Source organism: Pseudomonas sp. E1BtOHC1, from assembly GCF_058744285.1.
The window spans coordinates 4,260,015-4,282,318 of record NZ_CP196023.1; the positions used below are offsets into that span (position 1 = coordinate 4,260,015).

Consider the following 22,304-nt stretch of genomic DNA (forward strand, 5'->3'; position numbering starts at 1 on the left):
GGGTATAGAACCAACCATGAGCAAACCCATGATTTCGCGGCAGCGAGCCCTTGCCGGCTGGCTGCTTGCCGTCCCGCTGCTGGTGGCGCCTCTGGCGCAGGCGGCCCCATTGCACCGGCAAGACCCGCTACAAGACTCAGCACAACATCCGCCACAACACCGGCCCGAGGCCCTGCCCAGTGACCTGTGGCGGGTGTACCTGGATGCCCGGCAGAACAATAGCGAGCTGGCGGCGGCCCAGGCCGATCAGGCGGCCCGCGCCGAGGCGGTGCCCCAGGCCAGGGCCGGTCTGCTGCCCACGCTGTCCGCCAGTGCCGATCTCAATGCCACCAGCACCTCCCTGGAGCAGCCGCGGCAGGACACCCGGCGCAGTGGCACCAGTTATCAGGCGGTGCTGAACCAGCCGATATTCCGCGCCGATCGCTGGTTCAGCCTCAAGGCGGCGCAAGCCGAAGACCAGCAGGCCCAGCTGGAGCTGGCCGCCGCCGAGCAGAAACTCATGTTCGACAGCGCCCAGGCCTACTTCGGCCTGCTCAAGGCCCAGGACGCCCTGGCGGCGGCCAAGGCCGAAGAAGCGGCGCTCAAGCGCCAGCAGCAACTGGCCGAGCGCGGCTTGCAACTGGGCCTGTCGGACCGTACCGATGTGCTGCAGGCCCAGGCCGGGCATGACACGGCGCGGGCCAACCGCATCGTGGCGCAGAAGCAGACCGACGATGCCTTCGAAGCCCTGGACACCCTGACGCATCAGCAGTACCAGGCGATCCAGGGGCTGCGCCACGACATGCCGGTGCTGTTGCCCGAACCCAACGACGCCCGGCGCTGGGTGGACACGGCGGTGCGCCAGAACCTGACCCTGCAGGCCAGCCAGTTTGCCCTGGAGGCGACGCAGCAGACCCTGAGCGCACGCAAGGCCGGGCACGCGCCGACCCTGGACGCGGTGCTGCGCTACCAGACCGGTGACAACGACACCCTGGGTTACGGCAACAGCGATATCCGTGGCAATGGCTACGGCGGCAATGTCGAGCAGCGCACAGTCGGGCTGCAGTTGAACATTCCGCTGTTCAGTGGCGGCCAGACCCGCTCCCAGGTGCGCGAAGCCCACCAGCGGATGAACCAGCGCGAGTACCTCAACGACGGCCTGCGGCGTCAAATCGTGGAGCAGACCCGCAACCTGCATCGTGGCCTCAACAGCGGTGTCGACCAGGTACAGGCGCGACGCCAGTCGATCATCTCCAACCAGGGCGCGGTGCTGGCCTCGCAGATGGGCTTTCAGGTCGGAACCCGCAATATCGTCGATGTACTGGAGGCGCAGCGTCAGCTCTATAACGCCGTGCGCCAGTACAACAACAGCCGCTATGACTACATTCTCGACACCCTGCGGCTCAAGCAAGCGGTGGGGACATTGTCGCCCCAGGACCTCAAGGCGCTTGGTGATTACCTCAAGGCCGACTACGATCCGGACCGCGATTTTCTGCCGCCGGAGTTTCCACGCCGGCTGGCTAAGCGCTGACAGGGCCTGGCAATGCCCCAGGCAAGGGTTGGCGGGCACGGTTTTTTTAAGGCAAAGGGGCAAACGGTTGTACGGTTTTTTGGACTTCTTCGACAGTCACAGGCGCTGCTGTTATGCCCTGGGCGTGGTGATCGCGGTCGGCGCCGCAGTGGCGCTGGGCAACTACTACCGTGTGCAGGTCGAAGACGTCTACCGCGCGAGCATCGGGATGCAGACCCGGGAGCAGGCCCAGGATCTGGAACAATGGAAATCCAACGGTTTTGCCATCGGCGCACTGTCGATCCTCGGGCGTCACAACCCCTCGCTCAAACGCATCGTCCTGGAGCCCAAGCCCTCTGCCGACCTGATGCAACGGGCCACCATTCCCCTCAAGACCCTGTCCCTGGTGGTGGACGCCAACCATGCGTTTGTCCTCAACCGCGACGGGGTGGTGGTGGCGGCCCATGACCAGCAGGGGCAGACGCCACTGGGGCTGAATGTGGCCTTCCGCCCCTACTTCAAGGTGGCCCTCAATGGTGGCAGCAGTGTCTACGGCGCCATCAGTGCCACCACCGGCACTCGCATGTTCTACATGGCGGTGCCGATCTTCGAGTCGCGTACGCGTCAGGACAAGGTGATCGGGGTGCTGGTGGCGCGTTTTGATGCCGATAGGCTCGACGCCAGCCTGAGCAAGCCGTACAGCGACGACCTGAAGTTGATCCTGTCACCCAGTGGCGTGGTGCTGGCCGCCAGTTCCCCGGCCTTTGTGCTCAAGTCCGATCGGGCCTGGCCCTGGAACCGCTTCACCGGAGAGATCCGTCGCCAGTTCAGTGACTACCGGTTTGCCAACGGGGTGCCCGAGCGCTTGCCCTTCGATGCCCATCAGCCGGTGGTTCGGCTGGACGGCCGGCGCTACAGCCTGTCCCGGGTGGATTTCGACTGGAATGACCCCAGCGGTCCCTGGACCCTGATCACCCTGGGCGACCTGGATACGCTGTTGCCGGGGGAACAGGTGCTGTTGATCGAGGGGCTGAGTGCCCTGGTGTTCTTGCTCTTGCTATGGGGCGGCCTGCGGCGTCTGGCCGATGCCCGGCGGCACAAGCGCGACGTGGCGCAGATCGAGCAGAGCGAACAGCGTCTGGACATGGCCCTGCAAAGCGGGGCCCTGGGGTTGTGGGACTGGAACCTCAGCCTGGGAACGGTCATCAACAACGATGTCTGGCTGCAGATTCTCGGCTACAGCAAACAGCAGATGGAACAGGCTTTCGGCCACGGCCTGGAGCGCTGGACCGCTCTGGTGCATCCGGACGACTACGAGCCGGTCATGGCCCGGCTCAAGGCGCACCTGAACGATGAAGTCGGCGAGTACCGCGCCGAATACCGCATGCGCAACAAGGCGGGGCAATGGCTGTGGGTGCTGGACATCGGCAAGATCATGCAGCGCGACGCCAATGGGGCGCCGACGCGGGTCACCGGGGTGCTGCAGGACATCAGCGAGCGCAAGGCGGTGGAAGCGCAAATCCAGCAGTCACGACGGGATGCCGAGCGGGCGACCCAGGCCAAGTCGGAGTTTCTCGACTGCATGTCCCATGAGATCCGCACGCCGCTCAACGCAATCATCGGCATGGCTCATCTGGCACTGGACTTGCCGCTGGAGCCGGTGCAGCGCGACTACATCGAAAAGATCGACCGTGCGACCAAACACCTGGTGGGCACCATCAACGGCGTGCTTGATCTGTCGAAGATCGAAGCCGGCAAGCTGAGCATGGAGCAAGTGGGCTTCGATCTGCGGGAGCTGGTGGACGATGTGTTGCTGCTGGTCCGCCAGCGCGCGGAAGAAAAGGCGCTGCGGCTGCAGCTGGATATTCCCGCTTCACTGCCGCGCCGTTATGTCGGGGATCCACTGCGCCTGGCCCAGGTGCTGACCAACCTGGTGGACAACTCGATCAAGTTCACCGAGGCCGGCCATGTCTGTATCGGGGTGTGCCTGATGCGGCAGTGGGATCAGCAGGCCCTGCTGTGCTTCAGCGTCACCGACACGGGGGTGGGCATCAGCGACGAGCAGCAGGCCCGCTTGTTCAATGTCTTTGTCCAGGCCGACCGGTCCATCAGTCGGCGTTACGGCGGCAGCGGCCTGGGGCTGACCATCTCGAAGAAAATCGTGCAACTGATGCAAGGCGATATCTGGGTGAAAAGCCGGCCGGGGCAGGGCGCTACGTTCAAGTTCAGCGTGCAGTTGAGCCTGCCGCCGGTAGCGCGTGAGGCAAACTGCACCGCGCCTGCCGGGCCATCGAGCGGCGCCGCAGCGGGGCAGGGCGCGATCAATGACCCGGCACGCTGGCTGGCGGGGACGCGGGTGCTGGTGGTCGAGGACAACCGGCTCAACCAGGAAGTGTTGCAGGGCCTGCTGCAGCGCGTCGGGGTACAGGTGGTGCTGGCGGTGAACGGCGCCGAGGCCCTACGTCTGCTGCTTGAGGAAGGGCGCTTTGACGCCGTGCTGATGGATTGCCAGATGCCGGTCATGGACGGCTTCGGCACGACCCGCAAGATTCGCGGTTATCCGCACCTGCAGTCGCTGCCGATCATCGCCGTGACCGCCAGTAGCCAGACCGATGTGCAGGGCAGGGCGCTGGCGGCCGGCATGAGCGATCTGTTGAGCAAGCCCCTGGAGGTCGCGGCGTTCTATCGGACCCTGGTGCGCTGGATCAAAGCGACGGACGTGCCGCTAGCGCAAGTTCCGGCGCCTCCGGGTACAAGCGTCTTGAACTCGACTTATGAAGGAATCGACACCGCGCGCGGGCTGGCGGTGGTGAACCAGGACCTGGCCCTGCACCGCAAACTCCTGGCCGACTTTCGTGACAGCCAGCAGCAGGTCATCGAGCGCTTGTGGCAGGCCCATGCCGCAGGCGACTTGGCCGCCATCGGCTTTCTGGCCCACAGCCTGCAGGGCAATGCCGGGAGCATCGGTGCCACGGCGGTCAAAGAGGCTGCCGGACAACTGGAGGAACAGGCGGACGGGCCGGCGGAGCTGGAGCCGCTGATCGAGCAACTGGCGCGGTGCCTGGAACCGGTGCTGGCCGGCCTGGCGTCCCTGCCAGCGGCGGCGGACGGGGATCAGGCACCGCAACACCGGGAACTGGACGCTGAACAAGTATTGGCGCTGGCGCGTCTGGCCAAGCTGCTGCGCAGCCATAATGCCCAGGCCCTGGCGCTGATCGATGAGCTCTACGAGCAATACCCGTGCGGCCCTCTGCGGGCCATTCAAGAGCGGATCTACCGGTTGGAGTTCCAGCAGGCCCATGACCTGCTTGTCGACTTTGAGGGCTAGCGGGTGTTCTGGGTCAGGGCCTGATAGCGAGCCATACGGTCGGTGCAGTGCTCGACCAGGCATTGATGCAAGGCGCGCAACGACGAAGTGATCTGCGAGCGGTGCGATACCACCAGATTCAGCGGCGCCGCGTCGGACTGCCAGCCGGGCAGCAGCGGCAGCAGGCGACCGGCGAGCAGGTCCTCGACCACATTCAGCAGCGGCAGGTTGACCACGCCATGGCCGGCCACGGCCCAGCGCCGCGCCGCATCGCCATCATCACAGCAAAAATGCCCTTGCACCGGCACGTCCTCGACCTTGCCGGCCCCATGGAAACGCCAGCGGCTCTCCGGGCGGCCAATGCTGTGGCAGATGATGCATTCGTGCTCGCTCAGCTGTTCCGGCGACTCAGGCTGGCCATGCTCAGCCAGGTAATCGGGCGCGGCGCAGGCGATGAAGTAATGCTGCTTGAGCACCGGCAGCTCGACCAGATCCAGGGCCTGGTTCTTGCCGTAGCGCAACGCCGCATCGAAGCGGCCCTTGAGCAGGTCCTCTTCCTTGTCGCTCAGCGCCAGCTTGATGTACATGCGCGGCCGCTCCTGCTTGAGCCGGGCGAGCATGTCCAGCAACAGGTTGCGGCCCAGGTCGGAAGACACCGTGAGTTCCAGCATGCCGTCATCGTGGCGCAGCGAACGCTTGCCGTTGGCCAGGATCTTCAAGGCGTGCTGGGCACTTTCCAGGTAGCGTGCGCCCTCGGGGGTAAGTTTCATGGTGCGGGTCGAGCGGGTGAATAGCCGCACGCCGAGGCGGTTTTCCAGGCGCTTGAGCCCCAGGCTGGCGGCAGCCGGGGTGATCGACATGACACGAGCGGCAGGGGACAGGCCCTGCAGCTCGGCGATCAGAATGAACAGCTCCAGATCTGCGAAGTTAGGCATTGGCCAGGCTCACCATCCGTTCACAGGCCGAGAAAACTCTGTGACGAACTCAGCAAGGCCGACGACAGTAGCTCCGGGTCGCCGGCGATGCATTGCTCGAACCCGGGCTGGCGATACATCTGGCCCATGGCTTGCGCATGTCGACTGTGGAGGTCCTCGGTGCTGGCCTGGAGCAGGCTCAGGTGGTAGTTCAGCGCCAGGGCGAACAGACGGGCCGACAGGGACAACTGCTCGCAGAGGTGCAGCTCGCTGGGGCCCTTGAGCAAGGCATCGGCGTGGGTGAGTTTCCAGGCCAGGTTGAGGATCGGGTCTTCCGGCTCGGCGTGGGCAAGAATCTCTTCAATCAGCAGCCTGCTGTTGCCCAGGGCCTGATCGATGCGGCTGCCCGGCTGATTGAGGCCCATCAGCGCCAGGCAGGCAGCGCTGCGCAAGGCTGCGGGGTCGCGCCGGCTCGGGCTGCTACGCAGCAGAATCGACAGGGTATCGAGCAGGGCCTGGAGGCGGATCTGCGGATTGCCGGCCAGTTGCAGGGACAATGCACTGACAAAACCGTCGCGCATGTCGCTGCCGGCGCAGGGTCCGGCAACGGCTTGCAGGCCATGCAGGGGTTTGTTGCGGTAGCCCAGTTGCGTTGCCACCCGCGCCAGTACCACCGGCGGCGAAATCGGCTTGGCGATGTAATCGGCGGCGCCCAGCAGCAACCCCAGGCGTTCGTCTTCGACGCTGCTGCGCGAGGTCAGGAAAATCACCGGAATGGCCGCAGTGGCGGGATGGCTCTTGAGCTCGCTGAGCACCTGGAAGCCATCCATCTCCGGCATCAGGATATCGAGAATGATCAGATCGGGGCTGGCACTGCGAGCCAGGGCCAGGCCACGCTCGCTGTTCTTCGCCAGCAGCACTTCGTATTCGGTGGTCAGGGTTTTCGACAGCACGATCAACGACTGCGGATCGTCGTCGATCGCCAGGAGGGTATAGGGCTTGGAAGCATGCTCTGCGGGCATGACGAGGGGCCTGAACAAAATAGGCCGGCAGTCTAGCGTATTTGGTTTATTGGCACCTAGCGTCCAGCTGCCGCAGTCACTGTGTCGTGGGGTTGTTGTTGGAACGGTTGGCTGTGGAGGAGGGGCAGGGCATTTGCAGGGGGGGTCGGCACGAAAGAAGAGAATGAATCGCCTGCTCATCCTCCGAACAACAACCGCTTTTGCCGCCAGGCCGGTGCGCTGGTGGGAAAAAGCACCTCGGTCGGCCGGAAGCGGGCGATGCCGTAGGTGGCGGCAATGCGCTGGCGTTGCTGGCCCCGGACAAGCGCTTGCTGAAAACTGCTTTCGCGCTGCGCCAGCCCCAGCACATAGCCCACGCCCGCCTGGAAATCGCCTCCATGGGCCTGCCACCAGGCTGCGATCAACTGCGGGTCGGGCCAGGGCAGATTCTCATCGGGGTCCATGGCCACATTGGCATCCTCAGGGTCGTCGTTCGGGCCTGCAGCGAAATCCGGCAGGTCCTGCAATTCCAGATCGAGTAACGCCAGGTCAGCCCCAGTAATCTGGCTGAAGGCCTCGCCGGCGACGCGGGCATGAGGCAGGTCGCTCATCTGCTGGATCAGCCAGGGCACGCTGACCGGATCGCCCAGCAGCCCAACGGCCTGGATGCCGACGCGTTGCTGCTCAGGGTTCTGTATCAACTGGCGTATCCAGGCGATGCTGTGCTCACGCCTTTGCCAGGCCAGCAATACACAGAGCGCGCGGTACTGGAACTGGCCCGGTTGCTCGGCGAACTGCCGCAGCGGCTCCAGCGCTTCCTCGTCGCCCATCTGTGCGGTGGCCCAATTGGCCCAAAAGCGCGTGGCGGTGTCCTGGTGTTGACGGTGGGTACGAATTGTCGGCATCAGGTCACGACGGCGCAGCTCGCCGGCAGTGCGGGCGGCACGTGCCAGGACGCTTGGGTCGGCGTGGGAAAGTCCGCTAAGCAGGGCAGGGCCGGGGTCGTGGCGGTGCATGCCACAGGCGGCCAGGCCGAGGCGGAGAAACAGGGGGTCGGGGGAGGCGAGCAGGCGATCAACCCAGGGCGATACCCACTTCCAGTCGAGCCAACCCAAGGCCATCAGGTAGCCGCTCTCCGTTTCTACGGCACTTCGCAAATGCTCGCTAAGCCGTGACAACACCTGTGCGTTACCCGCCTCGAAGGCCAGCACCACACTGGCGAACAGCTCGCCAATGGCGTGTGGGCCAAGTTGAGCCAGCAGGGTTTCCAGGCCGCAGGTGCCGGCGACTCGAAGGCCGTCAAGGTGGGCGTCGATGCGGTCGTCGAGTTGGCTGAGGTGGTCGAAGTCGTAGTGCGGTGCGCCCAAGGCATAGTCCCGCAGGACGGCGAGGAAGCTGGCTTCTTCGACATGTTGATCCAAAATCAGCGGAATCAAATTCGAGTACATTTCAAAGTCTTGAGAAATAGTGAGTTAAGCAAGTTTCCTCCAGCGCTGCCCATCATGTACCAAGATATCCTTTTGGCCGACAGACCAAAGCGCCCCGTTTTTAGCGGATAGACAGTAGCAAGTATTGGGCTTCGGCATGTTCCAGTTGACTGGCTGCAAAGAATCTTCATCGAGAACGAATACTTCGAACAAGGTGGCTAAATATATTTTTCCTTGGTGTTCAGCAATGCTCCAGAAATCATCGGTGAACTCGTCGAGATCGATAATTTCCCATGTATCAGCTCTACCACGCAGCAAAGTGCCTTGGCGGCCACATAAATAACAATAACCATCAGAGGCGCATATCAATGCAGTTATTTTAAAGTTGGTTGGACTGTCGATTTGCCGCCAGTTACCTTGCTCCCGTAGCCATATTTCTCCCTTCCAGCCGGCCGCATAGATTTCATCATTGGAGAAACCGCCCAGTGCTTCGAAGCCAAAAACACTGTCTTTACTCGTAGGCTTTGGGGCATGTATAGGCTGCCAAGCAGAAGATCCATGGCGTACATACACCTCTCGGGACACTCCGCATATGTAGGTATATTCGCCTATCGAGCTTATCCCTCTGAGCATTAGCGGTGGCGGATCCATTTCTGACAAGCTGAGGGTCGAGCCGAGATAACCTTCGCCAATTTCACCCTCTTCGGATATTGCCAGCATTTGTTGTGACCGGTCGGTGGTCATGGCAACGGTATCCCAAGTCGCCTCGCCAACTTCTCGCCACTTTCCAGAGTTGTACTCCAGGAAAATCGTGTGCGAAACGTCCTGGGCATCTAGTCCTATTTCCCGAAAAGCGAAAAAAGATTTCTCTGCGTCTACGGCGGCAACATAAGCATAGTAATAATCTTCCAGCCATTCGTCAGCCATATGAATATCCGTTTATTGGGTGGTGGCTCAAGGGGAGGGTCTTCTCGCGGTACGGTTCAATACCGCTGGCTTACTTCTTCCGCTTGGTGAATGTTTTACTTTAGGGGGCTTGGTATTTGGCGGTAGCATTTTTTTATGCCCGTCGGCCAACTGTGCCGTTAGGCAGCGTTCGCTACAGTTTGACTCGGGAAACGCGCCACGAGTACTTTGGGCCGCCATGGAGGCCTCTTTACTGAATTCGCGCATATCGCCTTTCTTGACCCCAGCGATAACCCCCAGAGCTTTATGCTCGCTGTGTCGTACACCATGACTCCCATGAGTGTTCCCCCAGCCCTCAACGCACATACAAGGTGCTGAATCTTTCGAATACTCTTCCCAGCCAGGCTGGCGCTTGTTGTTACTGAACGCTCCTACAGAAAATGAGCTTTTCGGTATGACATGGTCAGGTGTTTGTGCTGGACAGCATCCAGCTACACCTGCTTCGTCCTTAGGACGGTACGGTACTAACTGACAGCGGCGAGCCGACAAGCATTTGTTTGCTTTGGCTCTTGTCGCTGCTTTGCTGGCCCAAGCGCTTTCATTGACCATTTCACCGCTCAGATCGGCCTCTTTACACACATTCTTTTCACCGTACGGTTTGTATTCCTGGCAGGATTTTCTTTCTCTTTTTTTCTCATTTTTGCATTTTCCCTGGGTGCTCGGCGACATCTTGGAAAGGTGAGGCCAGGGAGGGGTATTACCTGGCTGTGAAGCATGGTTATGCGTCGTGATATCAAGGTGCCGTACTACGTTTTGACTTTCGAACTTCACATTCATTGACCAGGAAGTGAAGTACACCTTCCCCTTGATCTTGCTAGTGATGACCCCCTTCTTGGGAGCATTCCCAGCCTCATCCCCATAACTTGTCTTGAAGTAACTCTTGTCCTTGAGCATCACCTCTTTGCGGGTGATCTTGACCGTTCGTGTGCCCCGGGTGGTGTCCTTGGACATACCCGTATTGGGGTAGGGAATGGGCACCCCTATCGGTGTCGGCGGAGCCACGGGCGGGGTGAAGCAGACATCCGGAAAGCAGGCGACGGACTTGCCATCGGCCGCCTTGCAGGAAATCTCCATATTGTTGGCATACACCTCGTTGGCCATCAGGCAGCCCTCACGGTCTGGTAACTGAGCAGGGCGGCGGCGCGTTGGCCGGCGTCGTTGCCGAGGTGGCAGAAGATATTCGGGCCGTCACCGTAACCCTTGCGGCTGGCGGCCAAGGCCACGGCCAGCATCGTCGGGCCGATGGCGGCGCCGACTTCGCCGATGCAGTCGGCCGGGTGCCAGAGGTGGAAGAACTCCTTGCGCACCCGCAGGGTACGGCTCAGGGCCAGGGAGGCTTCCTTGAAGTAGTACTGCTCGCCGGAGATGTCGGTGAGCCGATAATCCATTTGCTCCAAGCCACAGCCGACTTCGCTCAGGGCAGCACGTATGGCTTGAGTCAGACCTTCGGCGCGCAGGGGAGTGTCTTCAGACTCCACGGTGGCCTTCTCCACGCCGAATCCCAGGCCGAGGCAGGCCAATTGCGGCTCTTCGCTGGCAACGGGGGCGGCCAGCACTACGGCGGCGGCGCCTTCGCCGGGGATAAATCCGTTGGAGTTCTGGCTAGTGAGCAGGCGATCGCGAGCTTCGAAAGCGGCCAGCGTCGGTCCACTCAAGAAGGAGTCGACGCCGGCAATCAGCACGTGGCGATGGCCGCCCTGGTAGATCAGCGTACGCGCATCAAGCAGGGCCACGGCAGCGCTGACCCGTCCATAGGCGATGACGTTGGAACTGGGATGAAAGCGCAGGCCCAGTTCGGCTTCGATGGCGTGTATCAACCCCTTATCGAGGCCGTCGAGGCGGCCGGGGCGCTCGACTTCCGCCACCCCCAGCAGCAGCGGGGTCTTTTCCGGATCGACGTTAGGGGTGCTTTGCAGCGCCTCGGCGATGGCGCAGGCGGCCATCTTGATCAGCTTGCTGCGCCCACGCCAGGGCTGTTCCAGAGGCACGCTGGCAGCGATCAGCCATTCGCCGCCGCAGTCGATGAAGCGGGTCTCCTGGAAGTTATCGATAGAGCAGCGGATCGCCGCGCAGCTCGCGGGTGCGCTGAGGCCAACGGCGCTGACCATGCCGGAACCGATGATGCAAAGTGCAGTAGTCATCAGTCTGTCTCCTCGGGGGCGTGCTTGGCTTTTACCAGGGAGGAGAGCGACGGGTAGTAATCCTTGCCCAGTTCGTGAGCGCGCCACCAGCCTGTGGACATAGTGCCGACCAGCACCTGAGCGATCTCGAAAATGTTGTGTCGTAGCGCACGGGAGACACGCCAGGTCAGCTGCACCTGGAGTGCGTCTGTGTCGATCAGCAGGGTGTCGATCACCGCTTGCACAGTCTCGTGACCGCCTTTTTTCAGAAAGAAGGTCACCGGCACCTCCATTTCGGGGATGCGAAAGCCCGCGCGCTCCTGGCGTGTGAGGTTGAGCAGCAACACCTCCTCGCCGCCACGCAGGTAAGGAATCTGCTGATCGTCAGGGGCTGCCTGAAAGTAGCGACGGTCGAAATCACCCGGTAGAAACGGAAAACGGTCGGCCAGCCAGGCATCGTCGTAAGTTCCAGCGAAGCGAGCACGTTGCGGCCAGCTGCGGCCGATGGGGCCAAGGGCCATAGGACGGAAGTCGCCAGAGGGACTGTCGATCGCCTTGCCCAATTCCTCGGTGCTCGGCATCGGCATGCCGACGATGGCAGCACTCCCCATGCTGCTTGGGAACCAGCCACAACCGCTCGGATTGTCCAGGTAGCAGTGACGCAATTCGGAGTCTTTGGCTATCGGATGGCTGCCGCCAAAGGCCTGGGTATAAGAGATGTCCTGCTCGATGAAGGGCTGCGGCAAGCCGGGAGAAACGCCCAGTAGCCCCAATTGCCATTGTCGGGGGCCGAGGACGGAAAAGGCCTTGCTCATCTGACCGACGCGAATGCCCGCTGCCAGCTGCCTGACCGGTCGCCCGCCTGGGGCATAGGCCTTGCCGCGCACCAGCACATCGCAGAACGGCTTGACCGGGGCGAAGTCCATTTCCTGCAGCGGGGCGCTGAGACCGGGTTCACCGAGGAAGGTATCGGCCATCAGCAGCGGTTGCGGGGTCTCGGCGAGGGTCGCCGGGCGGCCGTCCAGCGGCAGATTAAACGTGCCTTTGGCCACCACCACCAGCGATTCGCGGCCATCGGGCTCCATGCCCTGGGTATAGGCAGCAAGCAGTTTGCTGGCGTTGAGCAGTTCCATAGGCGACTACCTGTCTAGTTGATCTGCACCGAACCACCCTTGATGCGGTTGACCCCGCTGGAGCGACTGGACAGGTAGGCGCCCTGGATGATCACTTTGCCCGCGCGGGTCAGGGTGATGCTGGCCTTGCCGCAACGCAGCACGATCTCGCGTTCGGCGCGCAGTTCCAGGCGCTGGTCGTCCAGTTGCACGCTGGCAAGCGGTTCGGGCGCCATGGCCTGGCTCAGCAGGCGGCCGATCACTAGTGGGCGGGAAGGGTCGCCATCTTCGAACATCAGCGCCACTTGGCTGCCGATGTCTTCAGGGGAGAGCAGGGTGGTGCTGCGGGCGGCGATGCTCTGTTGCTCGGGGCAGCCGGGGTAGGTCACCAAGGGCGCACTGGCCTGTGGCAGGTCGAGCAGTACACCGACGACTACGCCATCGATGCGGGCCTGCGCGGGCAGTGAGTATTGAACCGTCATACGCGTTACTCCTAGTTTTGCAGGATCTTGCGTCCCTTGATCACCACGTTCTTGTTGGCCTTGATGTTGATCGCACCAGAGCCGTCTATGGTGATGTCCTTGCCGCTGATGCTGATGGTGCCGTCCTTCTTCATGACGATGCTGGCTTTGCCGGTCTTGATAGTCACCGAGTCACCGGCATCGATGACAAGGTTCTTGCCCACCGTCAGCTCATCGTCCTTGTCGATATCGGTCGTGCGTCCTGCACCGACCTGGCGCGATTCGTTTTCTTTTACCGTAGTTGAAAGATTGGCTCCGACGTCCACCGAGCGGTCGGCGCCCACATTGGTCGACTGGTAGAGGCCAACGTTGACGTTTTGGTAGGCCCCGACATTCACCGTTTGAAAGGCACCGATGACTACTTCCTGCGCGGCGCCGATGGCGATCGTCTCGTTGATACCTACCGCATGGGTGCGTTGCAGGGCCACGGTCGCGGTTTCGCTGGCGCCGACGCTGATCGTGCGGTTGCGGCCTATGCTGATCGTCTCGTTACTGCCGACGCTTTCGGTACGGTTGACGCCAATGCTGATGTCCTCGTTGTTGCCCACGCTTTCGGTGCGGTTGACGCCGATGGTGATGGTCTCGTGGTGATCGACGGTTTCGGTGCGGTCGTGTTTGACGTGCACAGTCTCGTCGTTGTCGATGGTCTTGCTGCGGTCGTGGCCGACCCAGTGGGTCTCGTCGTTCTCGACCTCGATGTCCTGATTCTTCTCGGCATGGATAAACAGTTGCTCTGCACCTTTCTTGTCCTCCATGCGGATTTCATTGAAATTGGCCGGTGAGCCGTCCTTGCTCGAACGGCTTTTCACCCCGCTCTGAGTGGCATTGGCCGGTAGCGCGTAGGGCACGGTCTGTTCGGCGTTGTAGACGCGGCCAGTGATGATCGGCCGATCCGGGTTGCCTTCGATGAAACTGACGATCACTTCCTGACCGATCCGCGGGATCTGCACCGCCCCCCAGTTTTTGCCGGCCCAGGCCTGGGACACGCGCATCCAGCAGGAGCTATTGGCATTGGATTGGTCGTGGCGGTCCCAGTAGAAATGCACTTTGACCCGGCCATACTGGTCGGTCCAAATCTCCTCGCCATCGGGGCCGACCACCACGGCGGTCTGCGGCCCGCGAACAATGGGCATGGGGGTCAGGGGGAGAGGGCGGAAGGCCTGGCTGGCATCCATGCAGTCCAGCTCGCTGGTGAACTGCTCGGACAGGTCCAACTGCGCACTTTCATAGAGTTCCTGGCGGATCTGATAGCGTGCGAACACCACCAGGTATTCGCGGTTCTGGTCCTCGCGCTCGTAGCCGGTCAGCTTGAACAAATGGCCGCAGCCCAGCCCCCGGGCGCGGCCGCGTAGCTGCACGCGCTCGAACTGGCTGTGAATGGCTTCGATGCGGGTACGCGCGTAGTGCTCGCCATCGTTGCTCTGTACGTATTCACCGGGGTAGTCGTAGAGCGGGTGGTCGCCGTTGCTGTGACTGCGCGACACACTGGAGCGCACCTCTAGTCTGGCGCGGGGGCGCTTGAAGTCGTAGTCGTTTAGCTCCAGAGAACCGGGTTGGACTTCCCGCTCAAGTTGCCAATCGTAGAAATGGTCGCGCTCGCGCATTTGCCGATCGGGCGGGAAGAAGGGCACCGAGTCATAGTCGGCCACCGTGGAGTGGGCGCCATAGGCGTCGGCAAACACCAGTACATGACGCGCCTGCTCATGGCGAAAGTAGTAATAGATGCCTTCGTGCTCCATCAACCGGCTGACGAAGTCAAAGCTGGTTTCGCGGTACTGCACGCAATATTCCCACTCGCGGTAGTTGCCGCTCAGGCTGTCTTCGAAATCGGAGTACCCGAGGTCGCGGAACACCTGCTTGATGATCTCCGGCACCGTTTTGTTCTGGAAAATCCGGCAGTCCGAAGTGCGCGTGAGCAGCCAGAACCAGGGCCGTAGGCTGACGCGGTAGCCGGCGAACTGACCGTGGCCGGTCACTTGCCGGCAGCTGCAGACAATGCCGTGGAAATAGCGTTTGCTGCCGTCGTGTAGCTCCAGGGTCAGGCCCATCGGCTTGCCCAGCAACTGGTCGAACGTGATCGCTCGGTTTTCGGAGGTGAGGTCCAATTCGTAGTGGAACAACCGCCCCAGCTCTTCGCTGCCTTCCATGCTCTGCAGCAACAGGACATCGCCGCCGAGGGGACTGTCAACCTGTACCAAACGGTTGTTTTGCGTTATTGCCATAAACGGCTTCCTCTGGCTCGTGTTCGGGCGTCAGTCGGCCGTCTCGAGGGGGTCAGGGGAAATCGTGTCCATCCATCGCGGTACATCCACCACAGAGATGATCTCCATATCGGCCTCATAGGCACTAGGTCAGAGCGAACGTACGAGTCAATCCATTTCCTGCGGATTAACCTTCTGTCCAGAGCCACTTGGGCATCACCTCTAACAATTCCGGTTAAAGTCTTAGCGCGGTTTAATGCTAGTCAAGAAACTCTCCGACCAATGGAGCGAACACCGAGACGTTTCAAGGTAGGTGACCGACGGTCATTAGCTGCTTGGCTACGAGCGCGACGACATGCACCGGGAGGTGGCGCGTCATCAAGGCAACGCGCCGTTATAGCTGGCTTGGCGTCCCATGAATGGGGGTGGTTGTTCATCTATAGCGGCCGAAGCTCACCACCAGCTCCGCCTCAGCGGGTTGCCCATGGCCAATCACCTGGGTGAATCGAAGCAAAAGCTGCTCCAGCTCATGGCGCTAAGTTGCCCGATTCGCTTGAATAACGCCCCGCGTCGCCTTGCCAAACAAGAGCGCAGCCAAAGAACAAAACGGAATATTTCGAAAGGACCCGGCATGTCGTTATCCCGCTGTCTATCTGGCCTGTCCAACTTGTTGCACTACCGCCGCGAATGGTTGCGCGCCGACCTGCGGGCCGGGTTGTCCGTGGCGGCTATCCAGATCCCCATCGCCATCGCCTATGCGCAGATTGTCGGCCTGCCGCCGCAGTACGGGCTTTACGCCTGTGTGCTGCCGATGATCGTCTATGCCTTGATCGGCAGCTCGCGGCAACTGATGGTCGGCCCCGATGCCGCCACTTGCGCCATGCTCGGCGGGGCCGTGGCGCCTTTGGCCATGGGCGACCTGCAGCGTACTGTCGAATTGTCGATGATCGTCACGGTGCTGGTGGGCCTGATGCTGATTGCCGCCGGGATTGCCCGGGCGGGTTTTATCGCCAGCTTCTTCTCGCGGCCGATCCTCATCGGCTACCTCAACGGGATCGGTTTGAGCCTGATCGCCGGACAAATGGGCAAGGTGGTGGGCTTCAAGATCGAAGGCGACGGCTTCATTCTGGGGCTGGTGGACTTTCTCCAGCGTCTGGGGGAGATCCATGGCCTGACCCTGGTCGTTGGCCTGGCCAGCCTGGGCCTTTTGATCTGGCTGCCGCGACGCTACCCGCGCCTGCCAGCAGCGCTGCTGACGGTGGCGCTGTTCACCTTGCTGGCCGGGCTATTGGGTTTCGACCGCCTCGGAGTGGCGATCCTCGGTCATGTGCCGGCCGGGATGCCGGAGTTGTCCTGGCCCAAGACCACCCTGGAGGAAAGCAAGAGCCTGCTGCGCGACGCGCTGGGCATCGCTACCGTGAGCTTCTGCAGCGCCATGCTCACTGCCCGCAGCTTCGCTGCGCGCCATGGCTACGCGATCAACGCCAACCATGAATTTATCGCCCTGGGCCTGAGCAACCTGGCGGCCGGAGCCTCCCAGGGCTTTGCCATCAGCGGTGCGGATTCGCGTACCGCGGTCAATGACATGGCCGGAGGCAAGAGCCAGCTGGTGGGCATCATCGCTGCCCTGGCGATTGCGCTGATTCTGCTGTTTTTTACCGCGCCCATGGCGTGGATTCCGCAGCCGGCCCTGGGCGCGGTGCTGTTGATGGCGGGCTGGGGCCTGCTCGACGTCAAGTCTCTGAAGCAAATCTACCGACTCAGCCGCTTCGAGTTCTGCCTATGCCTGCTGACCACCGTCAGTGTGCTGGGGCTGGGCGTGCTGCCGGGCATCATGTTCGCCGTGACCCTGGCCATCCTGCGCCTGCTGTACAGCATCTACCAACCCACCGACGCGGTGCTGGGCTGGATGCCGGGCATCGAAGGCCAGGTGGATATCCGCCAGTACCCGCAAGCCCGCACGGTGCCCGGCCTGGTGGTGTATCGCTTCGACGACGCGATCCTGTTCTTCAACGCCGACTACTTCAAGATGCGCCTGCTGGACACCGTGCAGCGCGAGACTCAGCCCGAGGTGGTGCTGTTCGATGCCGAGGCGGTGACCGATATCGATGTCAGCGGTATCGCGGTGCTGCGGGAAATCCGCGAGACCCTGGCCGCCCAGGGCATCTACTTCGCAATCGCCCGTGCCCGCGGTACTTTCCTGGCGATGCTGGAACGTTCGGGGATGACCCGGGAAATGGACAGCCAGTTGCTGTTCGGTTCGGTGCGTTCGGGGATCAGGACCTACCGCATATGGCGCAACAGCATGCGCGGCAAGCAGTGATGCAGAGGAGGGTGACCGGCAGGGAGCGACCCTGCCGGCGCTGGAGCGACGTTCAGCCGAGCCGGCGAGGCCTCACTGGGTGATGGTCATGCTGCTGGTGGCCTGGACTGAGCCGTAGCGGATGCGCGGATAAGTCGGATCGGCGTAGCTGAAATCCATCACCGTGCCGACGGAACCGAAGTACAGGGCCTGGCAATTGAAGTTCACCGCCACCTGGCCGCCGTAAGGGGTGACTCCGATGGCAACCTGGGTCGGCCCGGTCCATTCGATCTTGCACCCCAGCGTACCGCCTGCTGCGCCGGCATTGTATCCGCGACAGTTCAAGGTGGCGTTGCCGTTGCTGGTATTGGGAAAGCCCGCCCATTTGGCGATGGCCAGGTTGGCCGAGCATGAAGTGTTGACGCTGCTGGCTCCCGGGGCGAGCTTGTAGACCCCGGACGGTGGCGCAAGCGTTGCCGTGACAGGTGTCAATGGCAGCGGGGCAAGGCTCGATGCCGCCTGGTTTTCCACCACGGTGGTGGGCGACGGCGGGAGCTTGCACACCACCACGGCGCCGACGTCGTCGGATTTCTTCAACTCCCCCAGCGCAGTGATATCGGCGCCGCCCTTCGATTCGCAGAAGAGTTTGCGTAACTGGGCTTTTTCTTCGCTGTCAGCCATGGACGAAGCCTGGGCCAAAGGTGCTAGTGCCAGGCCAATGACTCCAGCCATCAGCACGCCTGAAAGTTTCATGATCGATTCCTTATCGGGTTATGACTGGCTGCACCCTATGAGCGCCAGGCGGTTTTTTTCATGACAAAAGCTCGGGTGTTTCGCGTAGACAGGGACGCTGGGGTTTTGTCCTTTCGGGGCTTGACCTGATGCCGCTATCTGCTGTTGAATGCGCGCCCTAAAGCCTCTGCAACCTATTCTCCAAGTGGTGAAGCCAGTGCCCTACGCCAGCCAACACGCCTGATACCGACGACGGTCCATCCTGCCTGATGGCTGCCCGTGCTTGTGCGCGGCGGCGCTTCATTGCCATGCCTGCCTGATCCTGTCGTTGGTTTTTCTCTTTTTTCGAGGACAAACCCATGCACACGGATATTCGTGCCACCGCGCACAACCTGGAACTGCTCAAATACCCCCGTACGCCCCACCTGCAAGGCTCGCGCCTGCAAGATGGCGACACTGATACTGGCCAGATGCGCTATGCCGCTTTGGCCGGACAGTGGCTGGTGGTGGAAGAAAAACTCGATGGTGCCAACACCGGCATCAGCTTTAGCGCAGGCGGCGAGTTGCGCCTGCAATCTCGCGGTCACTACCTCACCGGCGGTGGGCGCGAGCGTCAGTTCAATCTGTTCAAGCAGTGGGCCTCGGCCCACGAGCATTGGTTGCTGGAACGCCTGGAAGATCGCTTCGTGCTGTATGGCGAGTGGCTGCACAAGAAGCACTCGGTGTTCTACGACCACTTGCCACATTACTTCTGCGAGTTCGATGTGTGGGATCGCGCCACAGGGCTGTTCCTCTCCACCGCGGCGCGCCGGTGCCTGCTCGAGGGTGGGCCGGTGCTGTCGGTGCCTGTGCTGTACGAAGGCCCGGCGCCGCGCCGGCATGCCGAGCTGCTAGCGCTGGTGGGCGATTCGCTGGCCAAGACCGCGCACTGGCGCCAGGTATTCGAGCAGGTGGTGCGCCGCGAAGGCCTCGACCTGGCCCGTGCCTGGCGCCAGTGCGACCGCTCCAGTCGCATGGAGGGCCTGTACCTGAAGCTCGAGGACGAGCAGCAGACCCTTGGCCGGCTCAAGTGGGTACGCCAGGACTTTGTCCAGGCCATCCTCGATGCCGACCAGCACCATGCCAACCAACCCTTTATCCCCAATCAACTGGCCGACGGCGTCGATCTCTATGCACCGCGCCTGTCCATGGACTGGCAGGGCCCACGCCACGGCTACTGAAGGAGCATCCGAAATGGATATTCGACAACTGCAACAACTGGTCCCCGAGCCGGGGCGCGATATGGACACCGCCGCCTGCCTGGCGGCCATTCCGGCCCTGGCGCGCCTGGCCGACACACCGCAGGACCCGATCTACCACGCCGAGGGCGATGTATGGATTCATACCTGCCTGGTGGTCGAAGCATTACTGGCCCAACCCGCCTACCAGCAGGCCAGCGCCGAGCAGCGCTTTGTGCTGTTCTTCGCTGCCCTGTTGCACGACATCGCCAAGCCTGACACCACAGTGATCGACCCGGATACCGGGCGTATCGGCCAGCCCGGTCATTCACGCCGGGGCGCGGTGGATGCGCGGCTGCTGTTGTGGCGCGCCGGTGTGCCGTTCGAGTTGCGCGAGCAGATCTGCCGCATCATCGCCGTGCACCAGGTGCCGTTCTTCGCCCTACAGGGTGATCGCAGCGGCCGCAGCGCTGAGTTCCTGTTGCACAAACTGTCCTGGGAACTGCCGTTGTGGATGCTCTGTGCCGTGGCCGAGGCCGATATGCAGGGCCGCGATTACGCCGGCAAGGCCGATGTGCTGAGTGCCATCGAACTGTGGCGCGAACTGGCGGAGGAGGAGGGCTGCCTGCACGGGCCGCGGGCCTTTGCCGACGACTACACACGTATTCAGTACCTGCGTGGCGCCCGGGTACATCCCGACTACCCGTTGCATGCGCCGCAGGGTTCGTCGGTGGTGATGCTCTCGGGCCTGCCGGCCAGTGGCAAGGACAACTGGACCGCACAGCACTACCCGGATCTGCCGGTGGTGTCATTCGACGACGCGCGCCAGGCCCTTGGCCTGCGCCATGGACAGAACGAGGGCGCCGCTGCGCACTACGCCATCGACCGGGCCAAGGCGCTGTTGCGCGAGCACAAACCCTTTGTGTGGAACTCGACGCACCTGTCGGCGCAGATGCGCAACCGCACTCTGGACTTGCTCTACGGCTACGGCGCCGAGGTGGAGATTCTTTACCTGGAGCGCCCCGAGAACGAGATCATGCGGCGCAACCAGAAGCGCGACACCTCACTGCGCAACGACGATATCCGCCGCATGCTGTTCAAGTGGGAAGTGCCGCTGCCGACCGAGGCGCACCGGGTTGTTTATCAGGCGGTGACGGGGTAAGCGGTACTTAAGTTCCTGATATAAGTCCGAACTTCATTAACAGTTTTAAAGTTTTATAGCAGAGCAAAAAAAACAAATTAATGACTTAACAAGTGCGGATGGAGCCCGTCCTAAAGATGAAGCTTACAGATATCTACAGTAAAATAATCAGCGAAGAACCGTACAATGACATGGATGTGTTCTTTGAGAACTATGAGAGCTTTGAAGAAATTCCGCTTGTATCAAGATACAGCCGCTTAAAGCTTTTGAAGGATGAGCTGAGCGGCAGCGGGGCTTCTAGCTTTCTGACAGGGCTTGCTGTGTTTCTTTTGAATACTTTAAGAGCTCTAGAAGTATCAAGAAGTGAACGTGTGTTTTTTGCCGTGACTTTTACAGACTTTGAGGGCTTGGAGGAACAAGGCATCCTCATACCTAATATATTTATTTATCCAAAGCCGGCCTCGGTCGGTTTTTTGGAAAAGGTACGAGGAAATGATGAAGGTCTTGAGTCACGGGAGATGCAGGAAGTAAAAAGGCTTTTTTCCAACTGCGGGGTAGAAACTGCTTTTGATTTTTATGAAAGCAGATTTCATGACGCCGTTTGCGCTGAGGAAATTGTAAGGGTCTTTGCTGTTCCCAGGACTTGTTGAGTGCAAAGAACTCGTCTGTTCGATGAAGATGAGAAATTTCTTTGGCGCCTGGGTAAGGTTCAGTCCGTAGCACTGTAGGTGTTACATGGAGCAGTGGAGTCATCCAGTTGTTGGCGCTGAGAGATGTGGCGATTGTTTATCACAAGCCTCTTGCTTGTTGATCTGGGAGGGCTGGTCAGAGCTGGTTTATGACCAGGCCACTCAAAACGTGATTGGCGCATCAATGCCCTGAATGCGACAGATGCTTAACCGCGTGAGCGAGCAGCAGATCAATGCCGGCATAATACGTAATTTAACATAATATACATTATGTGTAGTTATGTAATGCGCTATCAAGGTCAGTGCAGGCCAGATTTGAAGCTCCGGCCTGCAGATTTTCACCGGCTTGGCTCATAAGGAAAAACAGCCTGGCTACCCAGGCCTTTCAGGCAAACAGCTCCAATGCAGCCTCGTCCCACTGATGACCGGCCTCGGACCAACCTTTGCCTATCTGGGGTGGAAATCCGGATCGGCAATATCCCTGCTGAGCGTCGAAATCAAAAACCGCGTGCGGATAATCATTGATCAGCAACACCGCCTTGCGGTGATCGGTGGACCAGCCAACTTTCACAACGGATGGCTTTTCACGGTCCGAAACGTCCGTGACGTTGTAGATATGCAGCGCGTCCTGAATCGGGTTGTCGCCGCTGGCGGTATCCAGGGCATAGAAATAGCCGGTGTGTTCATCGTCCTCAAAAACCACGACGCAGGTTCCTGACTCTGCGGGTGCTTCCAGCACCAAGGCGCTCCCGACCTTGAGTTGACTGTCAGCGGCTAGATAAATGGGCATGTGTGGCGGTCCTTGTCCTGGCAATGATTGAAGTGGGCGGATGATGACAACAGCCGAACAGCACGGCAATCTCCTGATTGACCCGGTAACTGAATAAACTCTATACATCCCCTTTCACTCTGCCTTTGATAGGTCTTACTTATAACTAAACTAAACATCTATTTAGTTTAGTTATATGCGGCATTGCCAACCCTTATCTGAGTCGACCTTTTTTTCTCGGTGCGCGTCCACGTCATACTTGCCCCTGGCTCCGCGCTCGCAGAAACTCCACCATCTTGAACTTGGATATCTGCAATGAAGCGCTATGGACTGGTGATCGGCAACAATGATCGGGCAATTACAGCTCCCCCCACCGTCCTGGAGGCACCGGTGATA

At 61.0% G+C, this 22,304-nt stretch carries 17 protein-coding genes; 6 read left to right on the forward strand and 11 right to left on the reverse strand.

All coding sequences use genetic code 11. The features are described from left to right. Positions 1–16 precede the first annotated feature (16 nt). Both ACSSVC_RS19190 and ACSSVC_RS19195 read left to right on the forward strand, forming a co-directional pair. Entirely contained in the window at positions 17–1,510 is a 1,494-nt protein-coding gene (locus ACSSVC_RS19190) for a TolC family outer membrane protein (RefSeq protein ID WP_492611189.1), read from the forward strand. A gap of 79 nt (positions 1,511–1,589) precedes the next feature. Next, positions 1,590–4,817: an ATP-binding protein gene (locus ACSSVC_RS19195; RefSeq protein ID WP_492612576.1), complete on the forward strand. Its 3,228-nt coding sequence runs from the start codon at positions 1,590–1,592 to the stop codon at positions 4,815–4,817. On the opposite strand, the gene ACSSVC_RS19200 is transcribed toward ACSSVC_RS19195, so the two are convergent. From ACSSVC_RS19200 to ACSSVC_RS19240, 9 genes are all read right to left on the reverse strand, one after another. Further along, the gene (locus tag ACSSVC_RS19200; RefSeq protein WP_236185959.1) at positions 4,814–5,731 is read right to left on the reverse strand and encodes a LysR family transcriptional regulator; all 918 of its coding nucleotides are present in this window, start codon (positions 5,729–5,731) and stop codon (positions 4,814–4,816) included. The genes ACSSVC_RS19195 and ACSSVC_RS19200 overlap by 4 nt on opposite strands. 20 nt (positions 5,732–5,751) lie before the next feature. Continuing rightward, positions 5,752–6,732, reverse strand: coding sequence for a response regulator (locus ACSSVC_RS19205; protein WP_492611190.1), 981 nt, complete (start codon positions 6,730–6,732; stop codon positions 5,752–5,754). A 176-nt stretch (positions 6,733–6,908) separates the two neighbouring features. Continuing rightward, entirely contained in the window at positions 6,909–8,159 is a 1,251-nt protein-coding gene (locus ACSSVC_RS19210; RefSeq protein ID WP_492611191.1) for a TIGR02270 family protein, read from the reverse strand. Between the two features lie 24 nt (positions 8,160–8,183). Beyond that, positions 8,184–9,065, reverse strand: coding sequence for a hypothetical protein (locus ACSSVC_RS19215; RefSeq protein WP_446439860.1), 882 nt, complete (start codon positions 9,063–9,065; stop codon positions 8,184–8,186). Positions 9,066–9,092: 27 nt separating this feature from the next. Then, the gene (locus ACSSVC_RS19220) at positions 9,093–10,205 is read right to left on the reverse strand and encodes a PAAR-like domain-containing protein (protein WP_492611192.1); all 1,113 of its coding nucleotides are present in this window, start codon (positions 10,203–10,205) and stop codon (positions 9,093–9,095) included. Further along, entirely contained in the window at positions 10,205–11,245 is a 1,041-nt protein-coding gene (locus tag ACSSVC_RS19225) for a hypothetical protein (RefSeq protein ID WP_492611193.1), read from the reverse strand. The genes ACSSVC_RS19220 and ACSSVC_RS19225 overlap by 1 nt, the downstream gene beginning before the upstream one ends. Further along, positions 11,245–12,357 carry a DUF2169 family type VI secretion system accessory protein gene (locus tag ACSSVC_RS19230; protein ID WP_492611194.1) on the reverse strand — a complete coding sequence of 371 codons (1,113 nt, stop codon included), beginning with the start codon at positions 12,355–12,357 and terminating at the stop codon, positions 11,245–11,247. The genes ACSSVC_RS19225 and ACSSVC_RS19230 overlap by 1 nt, the downstream gene beginning before the upstream one ends. A 14-nt stretch (positions 12,358–12,371) precedes the next feature. Then, entirely contained in the window at positions 12,372–12,818 is a 447-nt protein-coding gene (locus ACSSVC_RS19235; protein WP_346632994.1) for a DUF6484 domain-containing protein, read from the reverse strand. A gap of 11 nt (positions 12,819–12,829) precedes the next feature. After that, complete coding sequence (locus ACSSVC_RS19240) at positions 12,830–15,079, reverse strand: type VI secretion system Vgr family protein (RefSeq protein WP_346632995.1); 2,250 nt, start codon at positions 15,077–15,079, stop codon at positions 12,830–12,832. 610 nt (positions 15,080–15,689) lie between these two features. Here ACSSVC_RS19240 and ACSSVC_RS19245 point away from each other — a divergent pair. Further along, the gene (locus ACSSVC_RS19245) at positions 15,690–17,381 is read left to right on the forward strand and encodes a SulP family inorganic anion transporter (protein ID WP_346632996.1); all 1,692 of its coding nucleotides are present in this window, start codon (positions 15,690–15,692) and stop codon (positions 17,379–17,381) included. 72 nt (positions 17,382–17,453) lie between these two features. On the opposite strand, the gene ACSSVC_RS19250 is transcribed toward ACSSVC_RS19245, so the two are convergent. Continuing rightward, positions 17,454–18,113 carry a hypothetical protein gene (locus ACSSVC_RS19250; RefSeq protein ID WP_492611195.1) on the reverse strand — a complete coding sequence of 220 codons (660 nt, stop codon included), beginning with the start codon at positions 18,111–18,113 and terminating at the stop codon, positions 17,454–17,456. Between the two features lie 338 nt (positions 18,114–18,451). Between ACSSVC_RS19250 and ACSSVC_RS19255 the strand changes: the two genes are divergently transcribed. The 3 genes from ACSSVC_RS19255 (at position 18,452) to ACSSVC_RS19265 (ending at position 21,100) form a co-directional block, all read left to right on the forward strand. After that, positions 18,452–19,312 carry an RNA ligase family protein gene (locus tag ACSSVC_RS19255; RefSeq protein WP_346632998.1) on the forward strand — a complete coding sequence of 287 codons (861 nt, stop codon included), beginning with the start codon at positions 18,452–18,454 and terminating at the stop codon, positions 19,310–19,312. 13 nt (positions 19,313–19,325) lie between these two features. Further along, entirely contained in the window at positions 19,326–20,471 is a 1,146-nt protein-coding gene (locus ACSSVC_RS19260) for an AAA family ATPase (protein WP_492611196.1), read from the forward strand. A 116-nt stretch (positions 20,472–20,587) separates the two neighbouring features. Beyond that, entirely contained in the window at positions 20,588–21,100 is a 513-nt protein-coding gene (locus tag ACSSVC_RS19265; protein WP_492611197.1) for an Imm15 family immunity protein, read from the forward strand. A 424-nt stretch (positions 21,101–21,524) separates the two neighbouring features. On the opposite strand, the gene ACSSVC_RS19270 is transcribed toward ACSSVC_RS19265, so the two are convergent. Next, on the reverse strand, positions 21,525–21,929 hold the full coding sequence (locus tag ACSSVC_RS19270) for a DUF2251 domain-containing protein (protein WP_123728170.1): 405 nt from the start codon (positions 21,927–21,929) through the stop codon (positions 21,525–21,527). Between the last annotated feature and the right edge of the window lie 375 nt (positions 21,930–22,304).